Annotated in this window: 23 protein-coding genes; 15 read left to right on the top strand and 8 right to left on the bottom strand. The window is 51.3% G+C overall.

What is annotated here, in order from left to right; all coding sequences use genetic code 11:
* Positions 1–51 precede the first annotated feature (51 nt).
* The 3 genes from yddG (at position 52) to I6L54_RS13495 (ending at position 2,995) form a co-directional block, all read left to right on the top strand.
* On the top strand, positions 52–933 hold the full coding sequence (yddG, locus tag I6L54_RS13505) for an aromatic amino acid efflux DMT transporter YddG (RefSeq protein ID WP_040231039.1): 882 nt from the start codon (positions 52–54) through the stop codon (positions 931–933).
* A gap of 458 nt (positions 934–1,391) precedes the next feature.
* Complete coding sequence (gene ompD / locus I6L54_RS13500) at positions 1,392–2,471, top strand: porin OmpD (RefSeq protein WP_005126796.1); 1,080 nt, start codon at positions 1,392–1,394, stop codon at positions 2,469–2,471.
* A 143-nt stretch (positions 2,472–2,614) separates the two neighbouring features.
* Positions 2,615–2,995, top strand: a complete 381-nt coding sequence (locus I6L54_RS13495) for a GFA family protein (protein WP_086523677.1) — start codon at positions 2,615–2,617, stop codon at positions 2,993–2,995.
* Here I6L54_RS13495 and I6L54_RS13490 read toward each other — a convergent pair whose 3' ends face one another.
* Positions 2,996–4,483, bottom strand: a complete 1,488-nt coding sequence (locus I6L54_RS13490; RefSeq protein ID WP_005126794.1) for an MFS transporter — start codon at positions 4,481–4,483, stop codon at positions 2,996–2,998.
* Positions 4,484–4,599: 116 nt separating this feature from the next.
* Here I6L54_RS13490 and I6L54_RS13485 point away from each other — a divergent pair, with 116 nt between their 5' ends.
* From I6L54_RS13485 to I6L54_RS13455, 7 genes are all read left to right on the top strand, one after another.
* A complete protein-coding gene (locus I6L54_RS13485; RefSeq protein WP_005126793.1) occupies positions 4,600–5,178 on the top strand; it encodes a TetR family transcriptional regulator in 579 nt (192 codons plus the stop codon).
* 212 nt (positions 5,179–5,390) lie between these two features.
* Positions 5,391–6,776 (top strand): NarK family nitrate/nitrite MFS transporter, encoded by a 1,386-nt coding sequence (locus I6L54_RS13480; RefSeq protein ID WP_040231037.1) that lies wholly within the window; start codon positions 5,391–5,393, stop codon positions 6,774–6,776.
* Between the two features lie 49 nt (positions 6,777–6,825).
* Positions 6,826–10,566, top strand: coding sequence for a nitrate reductase subunit alpha (locus tag I6L54_RS13475; protein ID WP_040231035.1), 3,741 nt, complete (start codon positions 6,826–6,828; stop codon positions 10,564–10,566).
* On the top strand, positions 10,563–12,107 hold the full coding sequence (gene narH / locus I6L54_RS13470; RefSeq protein ID WP_005126791.1) for a nitrate reductase subunit beta: 1,545 nt from the start codon (positions 10,563–10,565) through the stop codon (positions 12,105–12,107). The genes I6L54_RS13475 and narH overlap by 4 nt, the downstream gene beginning before the upstream one ends.
* Positions 12,107–12,802: a nitrate reductase molybdenum cofactor assembly chaperone gene (narW, locus tag I6L54_RS13465; RefSeq protein WP_040231033.1), complete on the top strand. Its 696-nt coding sequence runs from the start codon at positions 12,107–12,109 to the stop codon at positions 12,800–12,802. Before narH ends, narW begins: the two co-directional genes overlap by 1 nt.
* The gene (gene narI / locus I6L54_RS13460; RefSeq protein WP_003020109.1) at positions 12,799–13,479 is read left to right on the top strand and encodes a respiratory nitrate reductase subunit gamma; all 681 of its coding nucleotides are present in this window, start codon (positions 12,799–12,801) and stop codon (positions 13,477–13,479) included. Before narW ends, narI begins: the two co-directional genes overlap by 4 nt.
* 98 nt (positions 13,480–13,577) lie before the next feature.
* Positions 13,578–14,471, top strand: a complete 894-nt coding sequence (locus I6L54_RS13455) for a PhzF family isomerase (RefSeq protein WP_040231029.1) — start codon at positions 13,578–13,580, stop codon at positions 14,469–14,471.
* A 58-nt stretch (positions 14,472–14,529) separates the two neighbouring features.
* Here the strand turns inward: I6L54_RS13455 and nhoA are convergent, their stop codons facing one another.
* A complete protein-coding gene (nhoA, locus tag I6L54_RS13450) occupies positions 14,530–15,375 on the bottom strand; it encodes an N-hydroxyarylamine O-acetyltransferase (RefSeq protein WP_005126788.1) in 846 nt (281 codons plus the stop codon).
* A 158-nt stretch (positions 15,376–15,533) separates the two neighbouring features.
* On the opposite strand from nhoA, the gene I6L54_RS13445 reads away from it, so the two are divergent.
* Positions 15,534–16,106: a flavin reductase family protein gene (locus tag I6L54_RS13445; RefSeq protein ID WP_005126787.1), complete on the top strand. Its 573-nt coding sequence runs from the start codon at positions 15,534–15,536 to the stop codon at positions 16,104–16,106.
* Positions 16,107–16,134: 28 nt separating this feature from the next.
* Here I6L54_RS13445 and pptA read toward each other — a convergent pair whose 3' ends face one another.
* Both pptA and I6L54_RS13435 read right to left on the bottom strand, forming a co-directional pair.
* The gene (pptA, locus tag I6L54_RS13440) at positions 16,135–16,362 is read right to left on the bottom strand and encodes a tautomerase PptA (RefSeq protein ID WP_005126786.1); all 228 of its coding nucleotides are present in this window, start codon (positions 16,360–16,362) and stop codon (positions 16,135–16,137) included.
* 34 nt (positions 16,363–16,396) lie between these two features.
* Positions 16,397–17,449: a LacI family DNA-binding transcriptional regulator gene (locus tag I6L54_RS13435; RefSeq protein WP_371469665.1), complete on the bottom strand. Its 1,053-nt coding sequence runs from the start codon at positions 17,447–17,449 to the stop codon at positions 16,397–16,399.
* Between the two features lie 271 nt (positions 17,450–17,720).
* Between I6L54_RS13435 and I6L54_RS13430 the strand changes: the two genes are divergently transcribed.
* Both I6L54_RS13430 and I6L54_RS13425 read left to right on the top strand, forming a co-directional pair.
* Entirely contained in the window at positions 17,721–18,917 is a 1,197-nt protein-coding gene (locus tag I6L54_RS13430) for an L-talarate/galactarate dehydratase (protein WP_005126784.1), read from the top strand.
* A 75-nt stretch (positions 18,918–18,992) separates the two neighbouring features.
* A complete protein-coding gene (locus I6L54_RS13425) occupies positions 18,993–20,303 on the top strand; it encodes an MFS transporter (RefSeq protein ID WP_040231023.1) in 1,311 nt (436 codons plus the stop codon).
* 69 nt (positions 20,304–20,372) lie between these two features.
* On the opposite strand, the gene I6L54_RS13420 is transcribed toward I6L54_RS13425, so the two are convergent.
* Positions 20,373–20,990: a glutathione S-transferase family protein gene (locus I6L54_RS13420; RefSeq protein ID WP_040231020.1), complete on the bottom strand. Its 618-nt coding sequence runs from the start codon at positions 20,988–20,990 to the stop codon at positions 20,373–20,375.
* Positions 20,991–21,110: 120 nt separating this feature from the next.
* On the opposite strand from I6L54_RS13420, the gene I6L54_RS13415 reads away from it, so the two are divergent.
* On the top strand, positions 21,111–22,040 hold the full coding sequence (locus I6L54_RS13415; RefSeq protein WP_040231018.1) for a LysR family transcriptional regulator: 930 nt from the start codon (positions 21,111–21,113) through the stop codon (positions 22,038–22,040).
* Positions 22,041–22,129: 89 nt separating this feature from the next.
* Positions 22,130–23,119, top strand: coding sequence for a zinc-dependent alcohol dehydrogenase family protein (locus I6L54_RS13410; RefSeq protein WP_005126779.1), 990 nt, complete (start codon positions 22,130–22,132; stop codon positions 23,117–23,119).
* A 148-nt stretch (positions 23,120–23,267) separates the two neighbouring features.
* Here the strand turns inward: I6L54_RS13410 and I6L54_RS13405 are convergent, their stop codons facing one another.
* From I6L54_RS13405 to I6L54_RS13395, 3 genes are read right to left on the bottom strand one after another with little or no spacing between them, the layout of a single operon-like run.
* Positions 23,268–23,663, bottom strand: a complete 396-nt coding sequence (locus I6L54_RS13405; protein ID WP_040231016.1) for a hypothetical protein — start codon at positions 23,661–23,663, stop codon at positions 23,268–23,270.
* A gap of 1 nt (position 23,664) precedes the next feature.
* Positions 23,665–24,843: a hypothetical protein gene (locus I6L54_RS13400; RefSeq protein ID WP_040231013.1), complete on the bottom strand. Its 1,179-nt coding sequence runs from the start codon at positions 24,841–24,843 to the stop codon at positions 23,665–23,667.
* Between the two features lie 2 nt (positions 24,844–24,845).
* Positions 24,846–25,367 (bottom strand): PAAR domain-containing protein, encoded by a 522-nt coding sequence (locus I6L54_RS13395; protein ID WP_005126777.1) that lies wholly within the window; start codon positions 25,365–25,367, stop codon positions 24,846–24,848.
* Between the last annotated feature and the right edge of the window lie 67 nt (positions 25,368–25,434).

The following is a 25,434-nucleotide window of genomic DNA, read 5'->3' as shown; positions in this document are numbered from 1 at the left end:
TGCTATAAATTTCAGCTCCATTTTTGCCAGGACGACGGACAGACAAACAGCATGACAAAACAAAAAGCAACGTTAATCGGGCTCATCGCCATTGTGCTGTGGAGCACGATGGTGGGGTTGATTCGTGGGGTAAGCGAAGGTCTCGGGCCAGCGGGGGGCGCAGCGATGATCTTCTCGCTAAGCGGCCTGCTGCTGATATTTACCGTCGGATTTCCAAATATTAGAAAAATACCTGTTCGTTATTTAATCGCCGGTAGCGTGCTTTTTGTCAGCTATGAAATTTGCCTGGCTTTGGCATTAGGTTATGCCGCTACCCGACACCAGGCAATAGAAGTAGGAATGGTCAATTATCTCTGGCCAAGTCTGACGATTTTGTTTGCTATTTTATTTAATGGTCAAAAAACAAACTGGATGATAATTCCAGGATTAATGCTCGCCTTGACCGGAGTCTGCTGGGTTTTAGGTGGCGAGAACGGTCTAAATCCAGGTGAAATTATCAGCAACATTGCCAGTAGTCCGCTGAGTTATTTTCTCGCATTTTTGGGTGCTTTTATCTGGGCAACGTATTGCACCGTCACTAATAAATTTGCGAAAGGCTTTAACGGCATCACCGTTTTTGTTTTACTGACAGCGGCAAGTTTGTGGGTCTACTATTTTATGACGCCACAACCAGAAATGGTTTTCAGCACACCGGTGACCATTAAGATGTTCACGGCTGCATTAACGCTAGGATTTGCCTATGCAGCATGGAATATCGGAATTTTACACGGTAATGTCACTGTCATGGCGGTAGGGTCTTATTTCACTCCAGTGCTTTCCTCTGCACTGGCTGCTGTATTGCTCAGCGCCCCGCTGTCGTTCTCGTTCTGGCAAGGCGCGCTGATGGTCTGTGCTGGCTCGCTACTGTGCTGGCTGGCAACACGTCGGGTATAGAAATCAGGCCGGGTTTCTGGCATAGAGATAAAACCCGGCTACACTCTGGTCAGTTAACGGATAATAATTGTACATTTCGCTTGTGTTTTATGTTTTTATTTGTTTAATTAAATGTTAAGTAACTGGTAATTAATCAACAGCCGAAAATATTATATGTTTACCTATAACCCTCCGGTTGTATATATTTTACATGGGTTACTAACGATTAGTAAACCATAACCAGCACAATAGTCCCCGCCGAAAATATATTCTTCCAAAAGATCACATATTAATATTAATATAATCAGCTGTATTATGTAGATCTAGATCACACAAATTCAAATATTCCGCAATATTATGAAACTTATTATTGAACTAATACCACATCGTCATTTAAAAATAGTTCGTCATTGATGAACGGCCTCGTTTAGCAATGGTTTAGGAAACACACCAAGAAAAAATTATAAGGATTATTTATAATGAAACTTAAATTAGTTGCAGTGGCAGTGACTACCCTGTTGGCAGCGGGTGCGGTAAACGCAGCTGAGATTTATAACAAAGACGGTAACAAACTGGATCTGTACGGTAAAGTTCACGCTCAGCATTACTTCTCTGACGATACCAGCAGCGATGGTGACAAAACTTACGCGCGTCTGGGCTTCAAAGGCGAAACTCAGATCAACGACCAACTGGTTGGTTTCGGCCAGTGGGAATATGAATTCAAAGGCAACCGTTCTGAAGATCAAGGTTCCGAAGCAGACAAAACCCGTCTGGCATTCGCTGGCCTGAAATTCGCTGAATACGGTTCTTTCGACTACGGTCGTAACTACGGCGTAGCCTATGACATCGGCGCATGGACTGACGTCCTGCCAGAATTCGGTGGTGATACCTGGACCCAGACTGACGTCTTCATGACTCAGCGTGCTACCGGCGTTGCAACTTACCGTAACACTGACTTCTTCGGTCTGGTTGAAGGTCTGAACTTTGCTGCTCAGTATCAGGGCAAAAACGACCGCAGCAACGACGTTGAAGCGAACGGTGACGGTTTCGGTCTGTCTTCTACTTATGAATACGAAGGCTTCGGCATCGGTGCGACTTATGCGAAATCTGACCGTACTGATGACCAGATGCGTAATGGCAACAACGAATTCTACGCTTCCGGTAAAAACGCAGAAGTATGGGCTGCTGGCCTGAAATATGATGCGAACAACATCTACCTGGCAACTACCTACTCTGAAACCCGCAACATGACCAAGTTCGGTAAAGTCGACGGTATTGCTAACAAAGCGCAGAACTTTGAAGCTGTTGCTCAGTACCAGTTCGACTTCGGTCTGCGTCCGTCCATCGCTTACCTGAAATCCAAAGGTAAAGATCTGGGTGTTTACGGCGACCAGGATCTGGTTGAATACATCGATCTGGGTGCGACCTACTACTTCAACAAAAACATGTCTACCTTCGTTGATTACAAAATCAACCTGCTGGACGACAACAAATTCACTTCTGACGCACGTGTTAGCACTGACAACATCGTAGCCGTTGGTCTGAACTACCAGTTCTAATTTTGTTGTAAGTTGAATACAAAGCCAGTCCATCCAGGGCTGGCTTTTTCTCTTGATGTAGACTCGGTCATAAGGAGTATGCCGTGCAGACGTTCACTGGTCGTTGTCTTTGCGGACAGAGTCATTTTACCGTAAACGTCGAAATGCTTGATGTCTATGCCTGCCACTGCACGCTGTGCCAGAAATGGTCCGGTGGTGTCGCCATGTATCTGGAAGCCAGCGGTCATCCACTACTTTCCCCTGATTCAGCAGAACCTTCGCACTTTCCCTCATCAACGCGCGGAGAACGTTTCTTCTGTTCCGGTTGTGGATGCCCCTTGTGGTTTACGCTGACCGATAGCGATCGTTACTTTATTCCGTGGACATTGCTGGAGCTGAATGAGGTGGATCGTCGCCGTCTGATTCTGGCGGCTGAAATCTATACCGAAACACAGCCTGCGTTCTGGCGGTTGACGGGGCAATACGCTCGCCTGAGTGGAAAAGAAGTCGAAGCGATGGATTACCCCTGTCATTTAGCTCACTAGTTATTGACGGTTCACTTTTGCCAGGCTGAACCACATCCCTACCGCTAATACGATAAGCATGCTGCCAGCGCTGCTCAACGCCACGCTGTGTGACCAGGTAAATGCTTCTCTGGCAGCTGCAAGCAACGCGTCGCTAAGAGACGGCGAGAGTGAATGTGCTAATTGCACCGCCTCACCCATTGACGATGCAGCACGTTCCAGCTCCTGCGCATTGAGGCCGGCAGGCGGTAGAATCGACGCGGAAAAACTACGGCTTAGCAAGAGACCAAAAATCGCGATCCCAAGACCGGCCCCCAGTTCATAGGCCATGGTTTCGATAGCCCCCGCAGCAGCGGCTTTTTCAGCCGGGGCTGCCGCCATAATGGCCGCCGTTGAGGCCAGTAGCGCACTGGCGGCACTGAACCCCAGTAACGCCATTAATATCCAGGCCTGGATCTGCTGAGTGCTGAAATCCGTCATTGCCAGACCGTAGAAACTGACTGCACTCAACGCCATACCTGCCGTTGCCACGCAGCGCAATCCCAGCCGTGAAACCAACATACCGGCAATCGGGCCGCTGAAGCCACTCGCCAGCATGACGGGGAGCATAAACAGCCCCGCCTGATACGGCGTTAAACCGTGAACAAACTGTAATTCCTGGGCCATCAACAGCTCAAATCCCACCAGGGTGATCATCGCAGTCATCGCCATTACCACGCCGCTTAAGATAATGCGATGGGTGAACAACCGCATATCAATCATCGGACGTGAGGCCGCGAGCTGAATACGAACAAATTTCCACAGCAGCACTGCTCCGGTTAACAGCGTCAATACGATAACCCCGGTCGCCATATGCCCTTTTAGCGCCGTTTTAGCACTGTAAACCAGCAGTAAAATCGCCACGATCAACATAATCGCATGGCCAAAATTTAACGACTGCTCGCGGCGTCCGGTCTGGCGTGGCACGTAACGTGCGGTCAATGTCATCACCACCAGAACAATGGGCACATTGATTAAGAACACTGAGCCCCAGTAGAAATGCTCCAGCAACATACCACCGACTAAGGGACCAAATGCCGCACCGCCGGAACCGACGGCAGCCCAGACGCCAAGCGCCATATTGCGATGACGTTGTTCAGCAAAGGTGGCGCGAATACCTGCCAGCGTCGCCGGAACGATCATCGCCGCACCAATGGCCAGCACGGCCCGGGTCGCGATTAGCCATCCGGCACTGTGAGCAAACGCGGCAGCCAGCGAAGCCAGACCAAATAGCCCACCACCCAGTATCAGCAAGCGTTTAAAACCGATGCGATCGCCCAACGCCCCCATCGGTAACACCATACCGGCCATCACCAGAGAATAGATATCAATGATCCACAGCAGCTCGTTACCACTGGCACCCAGCGTCATACTCAGCGTGGGCGCGGCAACGTGCAGCACCGTTGCATCAATCGCAACAGGGATGTAGACCAGCACAATAATCACTAACGTTAACCACTGACGAAACATAAAATTCCCTTCGAAACTGAAACTGGACACATGTCCAGCTTCAGCGATCCTACGGAAAATTGAACACATGTCCAACTTTTTGTTACACTGCGTGCTAAACGGGTATGGGAGGAACGATGAGCTATCTGAATCGGGATGAACGTCGGGAAGTAATTCTGCAGGCGGCAATGCGCGTGGCGCTTGAGGAAGGATTTACCGCTATGACAGTGCGACGTATTGCAACGGAGGCTCAGGTGTCCACCGGACAGGTACACCACCACTTTACTTCAGCCGGTGAGTTAAAATCCCTCGCTTTTGTGCAACTGATCCGTACCCTCCTGGATGCCGAACAGGTCAGTGCAAACGCCAGCTTTCGTGAACGGCTTCATGCCATGTTGGGCAGCGAAGACGGCGGATTCGAACCCTATATTAAACTGTGGCGTGAAGCGCAGGTTCTGGCGGATAAAGATCCGGAAATCAAAAGCGCTTACCTGCTGACCATGCGGATGTGGCACGAAGAAACCGCCGCTATCATCGCTCAGGGACAGAAAGCCGGTGAGTTTTCTTCACGCCCGGATGCTGCCGATGTGGCCTGGCGTTTAATTGCCCTGGTATGCGGTCTGGATGGCATCTATGTATTAGGCATTGAGGAAATGGCCGATCCTGCGTTCGAGCGCCATTTGGATCGTATGATTACGTTAGAGTTAGTTAATTGATGTTATAGATGAATTAATAATACATCTTTTATATTTACAATTGGTAACACTTAAGCAACGTGTAATTCCCTCATCACGCCGCGTTATTGCGCTTTTTTATCTATTCTTTCAGTCAATATTCCCAAAACTTTTCAATAGTTTCTAAAAAGAACCCGCGCGGCGCTGTATGCGTTTATTTCTTTTTCATGAACGGCATGTGCATGGAGAATAATATGTCAGCATCAAATGAGAAAAATAATCGTTATCTTTTAACTGACTGGAAACCGGAAAACCCTGCCTTTTGGGAAAATAAAGGTAAGCACATTGCCCGAAGAAACCTATGGATATCAGTGAGTTGTCTGTTGCTGGCGTTCTGCGTCTGGATGTTGTTCAGCGCCGTGGCCGTCAATCTGAATAAAATTGGTTTTAATTTCACCACCGACCAACTGTTTTTATTAACCGCACTGCCTTCTCTTTCTGGCGCAATATTGCGTGTCCCCTACTCCTTTATGGTACCTATATTTGGGGGGCGCCGTTGGACCATTTTTAGCACCATTATTCTGGTCATTCCCTGCGTTTGGCTCGGATTTGCCGTGCAAAATACCGCTACTCCGTTTGGCGTATTTATTATTATTGCGCTGATGTGTGGCTTTGCGGGGGCTAACTTTGCCTCCAGCATGGGCAATATCAGCTTTTTCTTCCCGAAAGCGAAACAAGGTAGCGCGCTAGGTGTTAACGGCGGTCTCGGTAACCTCGGCGTCAGCGTGATGCAGTTAATCGCGCCGTTAGTCATTTTCCTGCCCCTATTTACCTTTTTAGGGGTACAAGGCGTACCGCAGCCTGATGGCTCTTTACTGTCACTGGCAAACGCCGCATGGATTTGGGTTCCGCTGCTGCTGCTCTCAACGCTGGCAGCGGGCATAGGAATGAACGACATTGCCAGTTCGAAGGCCTCAATTGCCTCCCAACTACCGGTCCTCAAGCGTTTTCATTTGTGGTTATTAAGTCTGCTGTATCTCGCCACCTTCGGTTCGTTTATCGGTTTTTCAGCAGGCTTTGCCATGCTGGCGAAAACACAGTTCCCTGACGTGAATATTCTGCAACTGGCGTTCTTCGGGCCGTTCATCGGCGCACTGGCACGTTCGGCGGGCGGTGTGATCTCTGACAAGTTCGGCGGTGTACGGGTCACGTTAATCAACTTCATCTTTATGGCGCTGTTTAGTGCCTTGCTGTTTCTTACTCTCCCCGGCTCTGGCGAAGGAAACTTTGTTGCCTTCTACCTGGTGTTTATGGGCTTGTTCCTGACCGCAGGTCTGGGAAGCGGTTCGACCTTCCAGATGATTGCGGTGATCTTTCGCAAAATCACCATTTACCGGGTGAAGCTGCGCGGTGGTACTGAAGAACAGGCTCAGCGTGAAGCGGTAACCGATACCGCAGCCGCCCTGGGATTTATCTCTGCAATTGGCGCTGTCGGGGGCTTCTTTATCCCCAAAGCGTTTGGTTCATCGCTGGCGCTGACCGGTTCTCCGGTAGGCGCCATGAAAATATTCCTCGTGTTTTACATCGTCTGCGTGCTGGTGACCTGGCTGGTCTACGGCCGTAAATCACAAAAAAAATAGTCATCTTTTGGCCTGTGCAGGCAACGTTATTCGAAGCAGGAGTTATGTCATGAGTAAACTGTTAGATCGCTTTCGCTACTTTAAACAAAAGGGTGAGACATTTGCCGAGGGGCACGGGCAAGTGATGCACACCAACCGGGACTGGGAAGACAGCTATCGTCAGCGCTGGCAGTTCGACAAAATTGTGCGCTCTACCCACGGCGTTAACTGTACCGGCTCATGCAGCTGGAAAATCTACGTCAAAAACGGACTGGTGACCTGGGAAACACAGCAAACCGACTACCCGCGTACCCGTCCTGACCTGCCAAATCATGAGCCTCGCGGCTGCCCGCGCGGCGCCAGCTACTCCTGGTATCTGTACAGCGCCAACCGCCTGAAATATCCGCTGGTGCGTAAACGTCTAATCGAACTGTGGCGCGACGCCCTGTCCCGCCAGCCCGATCCGGTGCAGGCCTGGGAATCCATTATCAACGACCCGCAAAAATGCCAGAGCTACAAGCAGGTACGCGGTCGCGGCGGGTTTATCCGTTCCAACTGGAAAGAGCTTAATCAGCTGATTGCCGCCGCCAACGTCTGGACGGTAAAAACCTACGGCCCGGATCGCGTGGCCGGATTCTCCCCCATCCCCGCAATGTCGATGGTCTCTTATGCCGCAGGTACACGCTATCTCTCGCTACTGGGCGGAACCTGCCTGAGCTTCTATGACTGGTACTGCGACTTACCGCCTGCATCACCGATGACCTGGGGCGAGCAAACCGATGTTCCGGAATCCGCCGATTGGTATAACTCCAGCTATATCATCGCCTGGGGGTCTAACGTGCCGCAGACCCGCACCCCGGACGCGCACTTTTTTACTGAAGTACGCTACAAAGGCACCAAGACGATTGCCATTACGCCGGATTACTCTGAAGTCGCCAAACTCTGCGACCAGTGGCTGGCGCCCAAACAAGGAACGGACAGCGCACTGGCGATGGCAATGGGCCACGTCATCCTGAAAGAGTTTCACCTCGACAACCCCAGCGATTACTTCCTCAATTACTGTCGCCGCTATACCGACATGCCAATGCTGGTGCTGCTGGATGCCCGCGAAGATGGCAGCTACGTGCCTGGTCGCATGATGCGCGCCTCAGACCTTGTCGATGGTCTCGGCGAAAGCAACAATCCGGAGTGGAAAACGGTGGCGTTTAACAGCAACGGTGAACTGGTCGTGCCGAACGGTTCGATTGGCTTTCGTTGGGGTGAAAAAGGGAAATGGAACCTGGAGCCGCTGGCGGCTGGCGCGGAAACAGAGCTTTCCCTCTCGCTGCTTGGTCAGCATGATGACGTGACCGGCGTGGCATTCCCCTATTTCGGCGGCAACGAAAACCCACATTTTCGCAGCGTGAAACAGGAGCCGGTGCTGATTCGCCAACTGCCGGTAAAACATCTTACCCTCGCCGATGGCAGCCGTTGCCCGGTGGTGAGCGTCTATGATCTGGTACTGGCAAATTACGGCCTCGACCGTGGTCTGGATGATGTTCATAGCGCACAAGATTACAGCGAAGTGAAAGCCTACACCCCGGCCTGGGGCGAGCAAATTACCGGCGTGCCACGCCGTCATATCGAACAAATCGCCCGTGAGTTTGCTGATACCGCGCACAAAACGCATGGACGTTCGATGATCATCCTCGGGGCGGGCGTTAACCACTGGTACCACATGGACATGAACTACCGTGGGATGATCAACATTCTGGTGTTCTGCGGCTGTGTCGGACAAAGCGGCGGCGGCTGGGCACACTATGTGGGTCAGGAGAAACTGCGGCCGCAAACCGGTTGGTTACCGCTGGCCTTTGCGCTGGACTGGAACCGCCCGCCGCGTCAGATGAACAGCACCTCGTTCTTTTACAACCACTCCAGCCAGTGGCGCTATGAAAAACTCACCGCTCAGGAACTTCTCTCTCCGCTGGCCGACGCGTCGAAGTTTAGTGGGCATTTAATTGATTTTAACGTGCGTGCCGAAAGGATGGGCTGGCTGCCGTCCGCGCCGCAGCTAAACCTCAACCCTCTGACCGTCAAGGCAAAGGCAGAACAAGCGGGGTTGTCTGTGGTGGAATACACCACGCAGGCGTTGAAATCGGGTGATATTCGTTTTGCCTGCGAGCAGCCGGATAGCGGCAAAAACCATCCACGCAACCTCTTCGTCTGGCGCTCTAACCTGCTCGGCTCCTCCGGTAAAGGGCATGAATACATGCTCAAATATTTGCTGGGTACCGAAAGCGGGATCCAGGGAGAAGCGCTCGGTTCAAGCGACGGCATTAAACCTGAAGAGGTTGAATGGCAGTCTGCAGCGATTGAGGGCAAGCTCGATCTGCTGGTGACGCTCGACTTCCGCATGTCCAGTACGTGTCTGTTCTCCGATATCGTGTTACCTACCGCCACCTGGTATGAAAAAGACGATATGAACACCTCGGATATGCATCCGTTTATTCATCCGTTGTCAGCGGCGGTCGACCCCGCGTGGGAATCGAAGAGCGACTGGGAAATTTATAAAGGCATCGCCAAAGTCTTCTCCGAAGTTTGCGTCGGGCACCTTGGGCAAGAGACGGATGTGGTATTGCAACCGCTGCAACACGACTCCCCGGCAGAACTGGCACAGCCGTTTGACATTCAGGACTGGCGCAAAGGCGAATGCGATCTCCTGCCGGGGAAAACAGCGCCGAATATTGCCGTTGTGGAACGTGACTACCCCGCCACCTACGAACGTTTCACTTCGCTCGGCCCACTCATAGATAAGCTCGGCAACGGTGGGAAAGGCATTGCGTGGAATACCCAGGCGGAAGTCGATTTCCTCGGCAAGCTGAACTACACCAAACGCGAAGGCCCGGCAAAAGGCCGACCGCTGATTGACACCGCGCTGGATGCCTCGGAAGTGATCCTCGCCCTGGCGCCGGAAACCAACGGTCAGGTGGCGGTGAAAGCCTGGGAAGCGCTGGGCGCGATGACCGGTCGCGACCATACGCATCTGGCGTTGAACAAAGAAGACGAAAAGATTCGTTTTCGCGATATCCAGGCGCAGCCGCGCAAAATCATCTCCAGTCCAACCTGGTCCGGCCTGGAAAGCGAACATGTCTCCTATAACGCAGGCTATACCAACGTCCACGAACTGATCCCATGGCGCACCCTGTCCGGTCGCCAGCAGTTGTATCAGGATCATGCATGGATGCGTGCGTTCGGTGAAAGTCTGGTGGCGTATCGTCCGCCTATTGATACTCGCAGTGTCAGCGAAATGCGCGAAGTTCCGCCTAACGGCTTCCCGGAAAAAGCGCTCAACTTCCTGACGCCGCATCAGAAATGGGGGATCCACTCTACCTACAGCGAAAACCTGCTGATGCTGACGCTGTCGCGCGGCGGTCCCATTGTCTGGATCAGCGAGACCGATGCCAAAGAGCTGGGCATTGAGGATAACGACTGGATTGAAGCCTTCAACGCCAACGGCGCGCTCACCGCGCGTGCAGTGGTGAGTCAACGCGTGCCGCCGGGAATGACCATGATGTATCACGCTCAGGAGCGAATCATGAATATCCCCGGCTCCGAAGTCACTGGTATGCGTGGCGGGATCCACAATTCCGTCACCCGCGTCTGCCCGAAACCCACGCACATGATTGGCGGCTATGCGCAACTGGCATACAGCTTCAACTATTACGGCACGGTCGGCTCTAACCGCGATGAATTCATCATGATTAGAAAAATGAAAAATATTAACTGGCTGGATGATGAAGGTCGCGATCAGGTACAGGAGGCGAAAAAATGAAAATACGCTCACAGGTAGGCATGGTCCTTAATCTGGATAAGTGCATCGGCTGCCACACCTGCTCCGTCACCTGTAAAAACGTCTGGACCGGGCGTGAAGGGATGGAATATGCGTGGTTTAACAACGTCGAGACTAAACCGGGGATTGGTTATCCGAAAAACTGGGAAGATCAGGAAGAGTGGCAAGGCGGCTGGGTTCGCGATGTCAACGGCAAGATAAGACCGCGTCTCGGCGGTAAGATGGGCGTGATCACCAAAATTTTCGCCAACCCGGTGATCCCGCAAATCGATGATTACTATGAACCGTTTACCTACGATTATCAGCATCTGCATAGCGCGCCGGAGAGCAAGAACCAGCCCACCGCGCGTCCGCGTTCTCTGATAGATGGGAAACGGATGGACAAGATTATATGGGGCCCCAACTGGGAAGAATTGCTTGGCGGTGAATTCTCAAAACGTGCCCGCGACCGTAACTTTGAGAAGATGCAAAAGGAGATGTACGGTCAGTTTGAAAACACCTTCATGATGTATTTACCACGCCTGTGCGAGCACTGCCTGAACCCAAGCTGTGTCGCCACCTGCCCGAGCGGTGCCATCTATAAGCGTGAAGAAGACGGCATTGTGCTGATCGACCAGGACAAATGTCGCGGTTGGCGCTTGTGCATCAGCGGTTGTCCGTACAAAAAAATCTACTTTAACTGGAAGAGCGGTAAGTCAGAGAAGTGCATTTTCTGCTACCCGCGTATTGAGTCCGGCCAGCCGACGGTGTGTTCAGAAACCTGCGTTGGGCGTATCCGTTATCTCGGGGTATTGCTGTACGACGCCGACCGTATCGAGGAAGCAGCGAGCACTGAGCATGAAACCGATCTCTACGAGCGTCAGTGCGATGTGTTCCTCAACCCGAACGATCCGGCGGTGATTGAAGAGGCGCTAAAACAAGGTATTCCACACAGCGTCATTGAAGCAGCCCAGCGCTCGCCGGTTTACAAAATGGCGATGGACTGGAAGCTGGCGCTACCGCTGCATCCGGAATACCGCACCCTGCCGATGGTCTGGTACGTGCCGCCGTTGTCACCGATTCAGTCAATTGCTGACGCCGGTGGACTGCCGCATAACGGCAACATTCTGCCCGCAGTTGAGTCACTGCGAATTCCGGTTCAGTACCTCGCCAATATGCTTAGCGCGGGCGATACCGGCCCGGTACTGCGCGCGCTAAAACGGATGATGGCGATGCGCCACTATATGCGTTCGCAAACCGTCGAAGGTGTCACGGATACCCGTGCGATTGAGGAAGTGGGTCTGAGCGTTGAACAGGTTGAGGAGATGTACCGCTATCTGGCCATCGCCAACTATGAAGACCGCTTTGTGATCCCAACCAGCCATCGCGAAATGGCGCGTGATGCCTTCCCGGAGAAAAACGGCTGCGGCTTTACCTTCGGTGACGGCTGCCATGGCTCAGATACCAAATTCAACCTGTTCAACAGTAGCCGTATTGATGCCATCGACATCACCGAAGTACGCGATAAAGCGGAGGGTGAATAATGCAAATCCTGAAGGTTATCGGCCTGCTGATGGAATATCCCGACGAGATGCTATGGGAGTGCAAAGACGACGCGCTGGCGCTAGTGGCAAGCGATGCCCCAATGCTGAGCGATTTTAGCCAGGCGCTGCTCAATGCGCCGTTACTGGATAAACAAGCCGAATGGTGCGAAATCTTTGACCGGGGTCGGGCCACCTCTCTGCTGCTGTTTGAACACGTGCATGCCGAGTCCCGCGATCGTGGCCAGGCAATGGTCGATCTGTTGGCGCAGTATGAAAAGGTCGGGCTGCAACTTAACTGTCGCGAACTGCCGGATCACCTGCCGTTGTATCTTGAGTACTTAAGCGTGTTACCGGAAGCGGAGGCCAAAGAAGGACTGCAGAACGTCGCACCGATTCTGGCGTTGCTTGGCGGGCGCTTAAAACAGCGCGATACGCCGTGGTATCAACTGTTTGATGCGCTGTTGCTGCTTGCCGGAAGCCCTCTTTCAAGTGACAGCGTCACTAAACAAGTTGGCACGGAAACGCGCGACGATACCCGACAGGCGCTGGATGCAGTCTGGGAAGAGGAACAGGTGAAGTTTATCGAAGATAACGCCACCGCCTGTGACAGTTCACCGTTACAAAACTATCAACGACGCTTTAGCCAGGACGTGGCACCTCAATATGTCGACGTCAGCGCGGGAGGCCCGAAATGATACAGTACCTGAACGTCTTTTTTTACGATATCTATCCGTACCTGTGCGGTACGGTGTTTATCCTCGGCAGTTGGCTACGCTACGACTACGGGCAATACACCTGGCGCGCGTCTTCCAGCCAGATGTTGGACAAACGCGGCATGGTGCTATGGTCAAACCTGTTCCACATCGGCATTCTGGGGATCTTTTTCGGACACCTGTTTGGCATGTTAACGCCGCACTGGATGTATGCCTGGTTTCTACCGATTGCGGTAAAACAGCAGATGGCGATGATTGCCGGCGGACTTTGTGGCGTGCTGACGCTGGTGGGTGGCGCGGGTCTGCTGGTGCGGCGACTGACTAACCCGCGCATTCGCGCAACCTCCTCGACCGCCGATATTCTGATCCTCTGCGTTCTGCTGATTCAATGCATCCTCGGTTTAACCACTATCCCGTTCTCTGCACAGCATCCTGACGGCAGTGAAATGCTAAAACTGGTCGGTTGGGCGCAGTCGGTGGTGACCTTCCAGGGCGGTGCGTCTGCGCATCTGGATGGCGTGGCGTGGATTTTCCGTGTGCATCTGGTTCTGGGGATGACCATTTTCCTGCTGTTCCCGTTCACCCGACTAGTCCACGTGTGGAGTGCGCCGTTTGAGTACTTTACCCGCCGTTATCAGATAGTGCGTTCGCGCCGCTAATGTTCTCTGCTGCCCGGTAGCGCTTGCGCTTACCGGGCCTGGATCGCTATCCCGCTTTTTGTACGTTATGATGCTTCTCCATCCCAGGGAGAACGCTAATGAAACCACAGGTTTATCACGTCGATGCCTTTACCTCGGTACCCTTTCGCGGCAATTCAGCGGGAGTGGTATTGCATGCTGACGGATTGAGTGACGCCCAGATGCAGTTGATTGCGCGTGAGTTGCGTCATTCGGAAACTGCTTTTCTACTGACCAGTGACGACAGCGATGTTCATATTCGCTACTTCACGCCAACGGTCGAAGTGCCCATCTGTGGGCATGCTACCGTCGCCGCACATTATGTACGCGCCAACGTGTTGGGGCTGGGTGATACGACCGTCTGGCAAACGTCACTCGCCGGTCGTCATCGGGTCGATATTGAAGCGAGTGACAATGACTATCGCATCAGTCTTGAACAAGGCATACCTGGATTCGAAGCTCCGCTGGAAGGTGCTGTACGTGCCGCGATAATCGATGCACTACACCTGAGCGAAGACGATATGCTGCCCGGATTACCCATTCAGGTAGCCACCACCGGACACTCGAAAGTGATGATTGCGCTGAAGCCTGAGGTGGACCTCGACGCCCTTTCCCCGGATTTGCCTGCCCTGACCGCTATCAGCCAGCAAATTGGCTGTAACGGGTTCTTCCCTTTTCAAATTCGCAAGGGCGAAAACGCCACCGATGGCCGCATGTTTTCACCGGCTATCGGAATTGTGGAAGATCCGGTTACCGGCAACGCGAATGGTCCAATGGGCGCGTGGCTGGTTCAACATGGATTGATGCCGCATGACGGGAAAACGCTACGTGTTCAGGGGCATCAGGGCCGTGCGTTGGGACGCGACGGTATTGTTGATGTGACGGTGGCTATCCGTGAAAACCTGCCGGAAAAAGTGACCATTACCGGTTCGGCCGTGATCCTGTTTCACGCCGAATGGGCGATCGATTTTTAAATCTTCACGTAGGCCGGATAAGGCGATAACGCCGCATCCGGCATGACTTCCGATGCCCCTATTTCCCCGCCTCCGGATGCGTGTCAAACGCCGCCATGACCGTCGCCAGCTCATCCAGGGTAAACCCATGCTTCACGTCATCTACACCCAGTCCAAACCGTTCCTGCAACAGCGTATACAGGCTGGCGACGTCAGGCAGATTAATCTGCTCTACCGCGTGACCATCCTGATAATGAGTAAAGTGGAAATTGGTCAACGTCAGCTTGCCGCCGTCGGGTAAATGGCGACACATCAGCAGATGGTGGCGGAAATGCGACTGCGGCCAGTGCGCGGACCAGAAATTGCCCATCAGATAATCGCTGTGATGTTGCACCACCAGATCGAATCGGTACATTGATTGCCAGTGATCGTGATGGCGGAACTGCAGGATCCAGTCGTCCCCCTCCTGAACCAGGCGATATTCGCCGTGTGGCGTTTGCTGCTCAATGTCGGCCTGCAGACGAATCGGTGCCGTCAGCGTTTGTCCGCCGAATCCAACGTCGGCGATCCACTGTTCACCCTGCAATTCAACCAGTAACAGACGATGCGTGCGCGGCGGCAGGCTTGACGGATTCGCCAGCACCACGCGACCGAGCAGGCTGCGTACGTTAAAACCGATTTCGCGTAGCGCCCGCTCAAATACCCCATTTTGTTCAAAGCAATAGCCACCGCGGCGGGCAGTAACCAACTTCTCTTCAAGGGACAAATCGTCAAGCTGCATTTCGCGCGGCAGCAGCACATCAAGATTTTCAAAGGGTATGGCACCGTTATGCAGTAAATGCAGCGCTCTCAACGTTTCAATGTCAGCGTTGGGCACATCTGACCAGCCAATACGGGCAAAATAAGCGTTTAAAAAAGGCGTCATACGGGATTCCTGTTTGTTGAATGTTGTACTTATAACGCATTTTTACTTTTACGCCGTCGATTTTGTGCGTTGTTCACCCCGGCGAGGCGACAAAATCGCTAATCCCGTTACTATCTATGTTTATTGTGATGTCATTTTTATGTTGTCGAGGAGTCGCTATGAGTCATTTTCGTCCGGTTGAATTACAACACGCCAGCCGACTGCTTAATCACGGCCCCACCATTTTGATAACCAGCCGTGATGCGAATACAGAACGGCGCAATGTGATGGCGGCCGCGTGGTCAATGCCCGTGGAATTTGACCCACCGCGGGTGGCCATTGTTGTCGACAAGACCGCCTGGTCGCGCGAACTGATCGAGCGTAGCGGTCAATTTGGTATTGTGATTCCAGGGGTTGCCGCGACAAACTGGACCTATGCCGTCGGGAGTGTTTCTGGCCGAATAGAAGATAAGTTCAACTGCTACGGCATTCCGGTGGTCAACGGCCCGGTATTGGGATTACCGCTAATAGAAGCCAAGTGTCTCGCCTGGATGGAATGCCGCCTGCTTCCTGCCACAGCGGCCCAGGACAAATATGATACCTTGTTTGGCGAAGTGGTTTCTGCCGCTGCCGATGAGCGGGTATTTGTGCAAGGACGCTGGCAGTTTGATGATGGCAAACTCAATACCTTGCATCACCTTGGCGCCGGAACGTTTGTCACCAGCGGGAAACGTATAACAGCGGCTGAATAATACGGGCGCAATAATCGCCCGTTCTCGTTCACATGCTGTAGCCGGGTTTTTTAATCAACGTGTCCATCTGCGGTGCGATTTCCGCATCCCACACGCCCTGCCACGCGTCAGGCTCAATTTCATTGAGCGCTACGCTGACCGAGCTGTCTTTGCTTTGCAAATGACGAATAATGACCTCGGTAATATCCGCCGCCAGCGCGGTTTTTTGTTCGTTGGTAAGGGAGCGAGGAAAACATTTGATATCGACGTGCGGCATAGCAGATTCCTTAATGTTTTGGGATGCAGGTAACTTATGCGGACTCTCGTTCAACCAGGTGAAATCCGACATCAATAATATCGTCTTCACGCGGGATTTGTTCGATACGATCGGCAAGCAGCGAGGCCGCGCGTTGTCCAATGGCCCGTCGGTCGACGCTGATTGTGGTGATAGCAGGCCGGTTACTGGCGGCAAAATCAAGATCGCCAAAACCGATAACCGCTAGCTCCTGCGGCACGCGTAAACCACGGCTTTCGGCTTCCATAATCGCCCCCTGGGCTAAGGTATCTGAGCTACAGACAATGACATCAAAAGTGTGATCAGCCAATAGCTGCGTCAACCCGCTGCGCCCCAATGCCAGAGAAGCCGGAAGCGGGACATCTACCTGTGCGTCAGCCGCAATACCATGACGTCTCAGCGCATCGCACAGTCCTTGTTTACGCTGGCCGGCCCGGCGATCGGCTGTCCATAGCAAACCGGGACGGCGATAACCTTTTTTCAGCAAATAGTCTGCCACCGCCTGACCCACTTTTTCATGTGAAAAACCGACCAGCATATCGATGGGCGTTGGCGTTAAATCCCAGATCTCCACCACCGGAATGGCCGCATTAAGAATCACCTTTTTCAACTCGACGGTATGATGGATACCGGTGAGCACGACGCCATCCGGGCGGCGAGAAAGCAGCGTCGCCACCAGCTCAGCTTCAGTTTGCGGCGTGTAACCTGATACGCAGAGCAAGATGTGGTATCCGCGTTCAGCCAGTTCATCGCTTAATGACTGGATGGTATCGACAAACATATTGTTGTTAATTTGCGGGACAACCACGGCAATAAGCTTGCTGCGACGCGACGCCAACCCCCCGGCCAGCGCGTTGGGGATATACCCCGTGGCGCGTACCGCCTGCATCACTTTTTCCACCGTTTTCGGGCGCACCAACTGCGGGCTATTTAGCGCTCTGCTCACCGTCATGGGTGACAATCCTGCAGTACGGGCAACATCTTCCAGCGTGGGTGCTCGCGGAGGTCTGGCGTTTTTCACTGTCGATGCCCTTGTCAAAAATCGCTGATTTACCCTGGCATTATTCATCATGATTTCGGCTATTGCCAGCGCCCCTCCACCATAGCACAGAGAAAACAGCAGCTTAGCGTATTATTACCAAACAAAATGATAGCGCCATCATATAACGTTGTGCATTTTCCCATAAAGTATTGGAATGTGATGCTGTTTGCAAGTTTCCGTCCTTTCATCTCTATATTTGTGAGAAATTGTTCAAATCACAATCAATTCACTGGCGCACTGATTGCGCTAACACTAAAAATGTTAGCGCAATCATTTGTTATCACCAGGAGAAAATACTATGTCTTTAAGCGCTAATTCCGATGCCGTGACCTATGCCAAATCGGCCAATGGAAAAACCGCGGCAGAAACTGGCGACCGTATCGAGTGGGTCAAGCTGTCCCTGGCTTTCCTTCCTCTGGCAACACCGGTAAGCGATGCCAAAGTGCTGACCGGTCGCCAGAAACCCTTAACCGAAGTTGCCATTATCATCGCCGAGATCCGCAGTCGCGACGGATTCGAAGGCGTTGGATTTAGTTACTCCAAGCGGGCTGGCGGCCAGGGAATCTACGCGCATGCCAAAGAAATTGCCGATAACCTGTTAGGCGAAGATCCAAACGATATCGACAAGATCTATACCAAGCTGCTGTGGGCTGGGGCTTCCGTAGGGCGCAGCGGCATGGCGGTTCAGGCTATCTCCCCTATCGATATCGCCTTATGGGATATGAAAGCCAGGCGTGCAGGGTTGCCGCTGGCAAAACTGCTGGGTGCGCATCGGGACTCCGTGCAGTGCTACAACACCTCCGGCGGATTCCTGCATACGCCGCTGGATCAAGTGCTCAAAAACGTGGTTATTTCACGTGAAAACGGTATTGGCGGCATCAAACTCAAGGTCGGTCAGCCAAACTGCGCCGAGGATATTCGCCGCTTAACCGCGGTACGTGAAGCGCTGGGTGATGACTTCCCGCTGATGGTTGATGCCAATCAGCAGTGGGATCGGGAAACCGCCATCCGCATGGGACGTAAAATGGAGCAGTTCAATCTGATCTGGATTGAAGAGCCGCTCGACGCCTACGATGTAGAAGGCCACGCTCAACTGGCCGCCGCACTGGATACCCCGATTGCTACCGGTGAGATGCTGACCAGCTTCCGCGAACATGAACAACTGATCCTCGGCAATGCCAGTGATTTTGTGCAGCCCGATGCGCCGCGTGTAGGCGGGATTTCTCCGTTCCTTAAAATTATGGACCTGGCGGCAAAACACGGACGCAAACTGGCTCCCCACTTCGCTATGGAAGTTCACCTGCATCTGTCCGCCGCTTATCCGCTTGAGCCATGGCTGGAACATTTCGAATGGCTGAACCCGCTATTTAATGAACAGCTTGAGCTGCGCGACGGGCGGATGTGGGTATCTGACCGTCACGGTCTGGGGTTCAGCATCAGTGAACAAGCGCGCCGCTGGACGCAATTAACCTGCGAGTTTGGTAAACGTCCTTAATTGACTTTGGCGGGTAAATAACACCCGCCCTCTTCCCCTACAGAAACGCTCTCAACCTTATGAAAGGAGTGGGTGATGAACACAATAATAAAGCGCACAAAAGTGCGTTACGGCATTCTGATATTTCTGTTTCTTGCCACCGTATTTAATTACGCCGATCGCGCGACGTTATCCGTGGTGGCTCCGATAATGAGCAAAGAATTAGGTTTTGATCCTGAAGCAATGGGGCTGGCCTTTTCCGCTTTCGGTATTTCTTATGTCATTATGCAGTTGCCTGGCGGCTGGCTACTTGATCGTTACGGTTCTCGTCTGGTTTACGGTTGCGCCCTGATTGGCTGGTCGCTGGTGACCATGTTCCAGGGCACAATTTATCTGTACGCCAGCCCACTGGTCGTATTGATTATCTTACGATTACTGATGGGGGCCATTGAGGCTCCGGCCTTTCCGGCCAACAGCCGATTAAGCGTGCAGTGGTTTCCGAATAACGAACGCGGTTTTGTCACCTCAGTTTATCAGGCCGCGCAATATATCTCGTTAGGGATTATTACGCCGCTCATGACGATTATTTTGCATAATCTCAGTTGGCACTTTGTTTTTTATTACATTGGTGCGATTGGCGTTATTCTTGGCATCTTCTGGCTGGTGAAGGTCAGAGATCCTATGCATCATCCAAAGGTAAACCAACAGGAAATTGACTATATCCGGGAAGGCGGTGGTGAACCGTCACTGGGCAATAAAAAAGAGCCGCAAAAAATTACCTTTACGCAAATTAAGAGCGTCTGCGTCAATCGCATGATGATTGGCGTTTATATCGGGCAGTTCTGCGTGACGTCAATTACCTGGTTCTTCCTGACCTGGTTTCCTACCTATCTGTATCAGGCTAAAGGCATGTCGATCCTCAAAGTGGGATTTGTCGCCAGTATTCCTGCTATTGCCGGTTTTATCGGTGGATTATTAGGTGGCGTGTTCTCCGACTGGCTACTAAAACGCGGCTACAGTCTGACTGTCGCCCGTAAGCTGCCGGTTATCTGCGGAATGTTACTTTCCTGCGTCATCGTTATTGCCAATTATACTTCATCAGAATTTGTGGTTATCGCCGCGATGAGTCTGGCGTTTTTCGCCAAAGGCTTTGGCAATCTGGGATGGTGCGTACTCAGCGATACCTCACCTAAAGAGGTGCTCGGCATTGCTGGCGGCGTATTCAATATGTGCGGCAACATGGCAAGTATCATTACGCCGCTGGTGATCGGCGTGATTCTGGCGAATACCCAGTCATTTGATTACGCCATTCTGTACGTTGGTTCGATGGGGCTGATTGGCCTGATTTCTTATCTGTTTATCGTGGGGCCGTTGGATCGTATTACGCTGACGCCTTCTGCTGCGTAATTTAAACTTATGGCGATAGTTCGCCCGCTGTTCCGGGAATTGCACTCCTGCGGAACAGCGTTTTTTTATTCAAATAATCTTATTGCTTTTCAGGACAGTACGCAGCCGCGGGATTTGACAAACTGCGTCCGCGATGGCGCTAATATTCGGCGTATTATCCTGGAACCAGTCATGTCCGGGCCCCCAGGTGCGCATAACGGCAATATAAACGTCCAGCAACGTGAGCTGCTCGCCGAAGGCGTACGGCTCGGCGCTTAACTGCTCGTTCAGCCACATATAAAGAGATTTACGGTACTCAATACAGCTCTTTTTCAACTGCGCCGGAGCATCTGGCGCCCAGCGTTCGGGATAATCAGCATAGGTAAACGTGGGGTAGACATTTGCCACCAGCCAAATCAGCAGACGCTGAAACTGTTGGCGTTCGGTGCGGTCAACGGGTGGCGCAAATTCAGGACAACGATCGAGGATCATCAGCGCGATCGCCGCCGTTTCCGTCATCACATTGCCATTTTCCAGTACCAGTGTGGGCACCTGGCACAGCGGATTCATTTTTTCTAGCAATGCCCGCGAAGGCCCGTCGCTGTCAAAGCCGTCCACATTAATAAACGTGTAAGGGATCTCCGCCAGTGTAAGCATCACTTCACTGATGGCCGATCCCCAGCCCGGCACCCCATAGACTTTCATCATGCTGCAACCCTCAATGTTAAAACCCTAAGTGTAGAGCAGCATGCGTGAATCTATGCAGTCATCATTATTACTCTCATAATAACAATATCCGTGCCAGAACCAACATCAGGAGAATAAGAGATGCGTTCGAGTATGTTTGAATACATGAGCATTTTTGTGCAGGTCGTGGAGCAAGGGGGATTTGCCAAAGCCGCCGATGTGTTACACCTGCATCGCCCTGCTGTAACCAAAGCGATTCAACATCTTGAAGATGATTTGGGCGTAAAGCTGCTTAACCGTACCACCCGCAAAGTGAGTCTGACGGATGAGGGCGACGCTTTTTATCAGCGCACAAAAATATTACTCGGTGATGTTGATGACATCATGGCCTCTTTCTCCCCCACTCGCCCTCCGCGCGGAAAACTCAGGGTGAATGCCCCCCTGTCGCTGGCGCATTCTGTATTAGTCCCGGCCCTGAACGATTTCCAGTCGCGTTACCCGGATATTGAGATTGTCCTCACCTCCACCGACCGCAGAATCGATCTGCTTGCCGAAGGTATCGACTGCATGATTCGTATTGGCGAGTTACAAGACTCTTCTCTGGTTTCACGACGGCTTGGCGAGGTAAAAATGGTGACATGCGCATCCCCGGACTATTTGCAAAAACACGGCGTACCGCAGACGCCAGAGGATTTATCCCGACATCAGGCACTTAACTTTTTCAGTGAACGTCATCGTGAAGCGCTGGAATGGTCCTTCGTCCGTGAGGGTGAAACCGTGTCGTTCATCCCCACAGGTCACATCAGCGTTGATAACTCCGACATCCTTTTGACAGGCTGTTTATCCGGACTCGGTATCATCCGCGGTGTACACGCGGTACTGGCTCCCTGGATCCAGTCGGGCAAGCTCGTTGAGGTGCTGGGTGACTATGCGGGGGAAGCAAAACCCGTTTCCGTGCTCTACCCGGACAGGCGTCATCTTGCCCCACGCGTGCGGGTGTTTATTGACTGGCTGTGTGCGCTTTTTACTGAGCAAAAACCGCGCCTGCAGGGATTATTACAATCTGAGTAATAGTTAAGTTCCGCAACGGCTGTTTTTCACCCTCATCTGAGCCGTTAAATTGTGCAGACCCAATACAGAACAATTTACAGAGGTTTGCTATGTCAAAGGTCGTGGTTTTTAATCAACGAGGTGACGCTGAGGTTCTGACACTCCAGGATATGCCGGTTCCGGCTCCTCGTGCGGATGAAGTTCAGATACGCGTACGCGCAATCGGCATTAACCGGGCGGAAATTATGTATCGTACCGGCCAGTATATTTACCAACCCAAATTCCCGGCGCGTCTGGGCTATGAGGCTTCCGGCGTTGTTGAATCCGTGGGAGACAACGTGCGTGAGTTTGCGCCCGGCGATAGCGTCAGCGTCATCCCGGCGTTCAGCTTCCATGAGTATGGTATGTACGGTGAAGTCGTCAATGCTCCAGCCCACGCTGTCGTAAAACATCCCGAGAATCTTAGCTTCGAGGAAGCCGCGGCGAGCTGGATGATGTATACCACCGCATTCGGCGCGCTGGTGGAATACGGTGATATTAAACCCGGCGATAACGTGTTGATCAATGCCGCTTCCAGCAGCGTCGGGCTGGCAGCGATACAGATAACCAATATGCTCGGGGCAAAACCGATTGCGATGACGCGTACCAGTGAGAAACGTGCCCAGCTTTTGCAACTTGGCGCGGCAGAGGTTATCGCCAGCCAGGAGCAGGATCTGGTGGCGGAGATTAACCGGATCACTGACGGCAAAGGCACCCGCGTGGTCTTCGACCCGGTCGGTGGCCCTGGCGTGGCAAAAATTGCCCAGGTGATGCCTGCCGGCGGACTCTTTTTCCAGTATGGCTCTCTTGATGCGCGTGATTTATCGATTCCGGTAATTGAGATCCTCGGTCGCCATCTGACCTTTCGTGGTTATGAGATTTTCGAAATCACTACGGATCCGGAAAAACTGTCACGTGCGAAACGGTTTATCGTTGAAGGACTGCAATCCGGTCAGCTCAAGCCACTGATTGATAAAACCTTCGCTTTTGATGACATTGTCAACGCGCATCAGTACATGGAAGCTAACGGTCAGGTGGGCAAAATCGTCGTCACCCTGTAACCCCTGTGCGGCACAGCCTTGTGCCGCAAATTACCCTCACAACACTTTCGACAAAAACTGCTGTTTACAAAACCATCCTTTCCCTGAGTCACAGGACCATTCCAGACAATCCAGTGGGTTGGATATTGATTACGATATGCAAACGATCTTAATATCTACCTTCTGAGTCTTTGATCGTTACAGTATAGGTTTTATCGAACTCTCCTGATTTTGAAAGCATTCCGCCACCTAAGCCCCCATGTACTCGCACTTTAGCTATGCCTGCTTTTGTTGGTGTCCCTCTAATCTGGATACAATTATTGAATTCATTATCATCACAATACTGTAGGTGAAGCCCTAAATTATCTGGATGAATATCTCCAGCAATGACTTGTTTACCATAAAGATCATAAGAAAGAACTACTCCACCAAATATATTTATTTGGTTATAATAGGGAATGCCAACAGTTGCATCATTAAGTACCTCCCCTTCTGGAGTGAATGCTGCCTGCAACGAACAAGCAGACAGTAAAAATAATGGCAGAACCAAAAAAAATCTTCCCATTTCATTTCAATGGTTTGAAAACCACTCCTCCAAAAAACCTGTTGATAAAAAATTGCAAATCTTTTTTTGGTTTTATCCAGTTTTTTTCCTTTCCCCAAGAAAACAATTCCAAACTAATATATCCATTAGGATCTTGCTTGACTGAACCATTCCAAACAACCCAGTGTGTAGGTAATGTTGTTTTATTTGTACTATTTACAAGAAGTCCATCATTTATCAATGTTACGACTTTATAATCTTGCTCAATATATTTATTTAAATCTCTGATTCCCTGAACACCCGCCAGAGTAATACCAACATTACTAAAGACTATTTTATAGCCGACTTTTTCAAACCATTCTGCCAAAATTTGCCAAGTTGTGATACCAGCAACTGGAGAATCAAGAGCATCAAAGCTCAGCATTGTATTCTCTGAATCCCTGAGTCCAGCAAGCGTCATCCAGTCTGTACCGGCTATCTTCGGTCTGCCGTCATCATAGTAAAATGCACCTGTAGGATGCCGACAGCCTTTACCTGGCGAAATTATTAAATTACCTATTTTAGTTTTTCCGTATCGCCAAAGTTCACGGGCAGCTTGCGCATACACATCAGGGCGATCCTTTTGCAGGCAGTAAAAAAATGCAGCAGGTCCACATACACTTGCAGCTATTTGATTAGGGAAATCAAATCCGTTAAATCTTTCTTCTATTTGACGTTCTACTAATTTTTTATCAAAAGGATCTCTGGAATTACCAATGGGGTATTCTTTTGCTATAAACGGTCTCTCCTCGCGGGTTATGGTAATTATTTTCGTTTCACCGCCCTGACTTTCTGGTTTAGGTGTACCTGTAGATTCAAAATAACAGAGATTTTCTCGTTTAGCCTCAGACCATGCTTTACCTGTACTAAATTCTGCAAGCGTATACATCTTTGTGAAAGGTTTTGGAGTAACACTGTGGGTATGCAGCATCGTCTTACGATAAAGCATCATTTCCATAATGTAGATAGTTGATAGAGGCTCGTTTATATCTTCAGACATATGTATCTGAGTTTGGTGATTATCCTTAAATTTCTGCCGCCTCACATCTATCAAATAATATTTATTTCTGCCGGCATCCATACGATAAATACATAGATCATATAATAAAGAGTCTGCAGGAATATTAGAGCGAACTCTGGTGCTAATTGGATAAACAGCCATAATTAATCCATTAATATGTGCAGGTTAATATTTTCAGCGGATTCAGCATAATGCCACTCTGTCATCCCATGGCTATCTGTATTCCCCGTTTCTGTATGGCCGTCCGGGAGTATGAGAACATACCGGCAATCCACCATCAGTCTGCCGTCATCATCTGCACACTGAAAACGAATACAATTTCTGCTGCTGACATCCTGTGAGTTCTGCATCATTATCGATAATTGACTGCTGTCGCGGGTGGTTAAAGTGCCTGCTCCACTGTTGGTGTATTGCGTGGCTGTACCAAAAACATAGTGATTAGGGCAGCCACACAACACCCTGTCACCAGTAGCTACATATGCTTTACCATTTTCCATCCAGTCCACTGCAGAAGCGAAAATTGGAAAATGTCCATTACATTTTCGACAAATTGCCCTGTCACCGGTTTGGGCAATAGCTCTATCACCTTCATACCAGGATGCAGAAGCAGTAATAATTTCTCCATAACTTGTTTTGTCGCCGAGACAGGCCAGTGCTCTTACCATTTTCAATTCCTTAGTTAAAAAGTAGTAATACTCAATGGCATGATACATAACACATGACTTACGCAAA

It is taken from the genome of Citrobacter pasteurii (assembly GCF_019047765.1).
Classification (GTDB): domain Bacteria; phylum Pseudomonadota; class Gammaproteobacteria; order Enterobacterales; family Enterobacteriaceae; genus Citrobacter; species Citrobacter pasteurii.
This window is presented reverse-complemented; position numbering and strand designations above follow the sequence as displayed.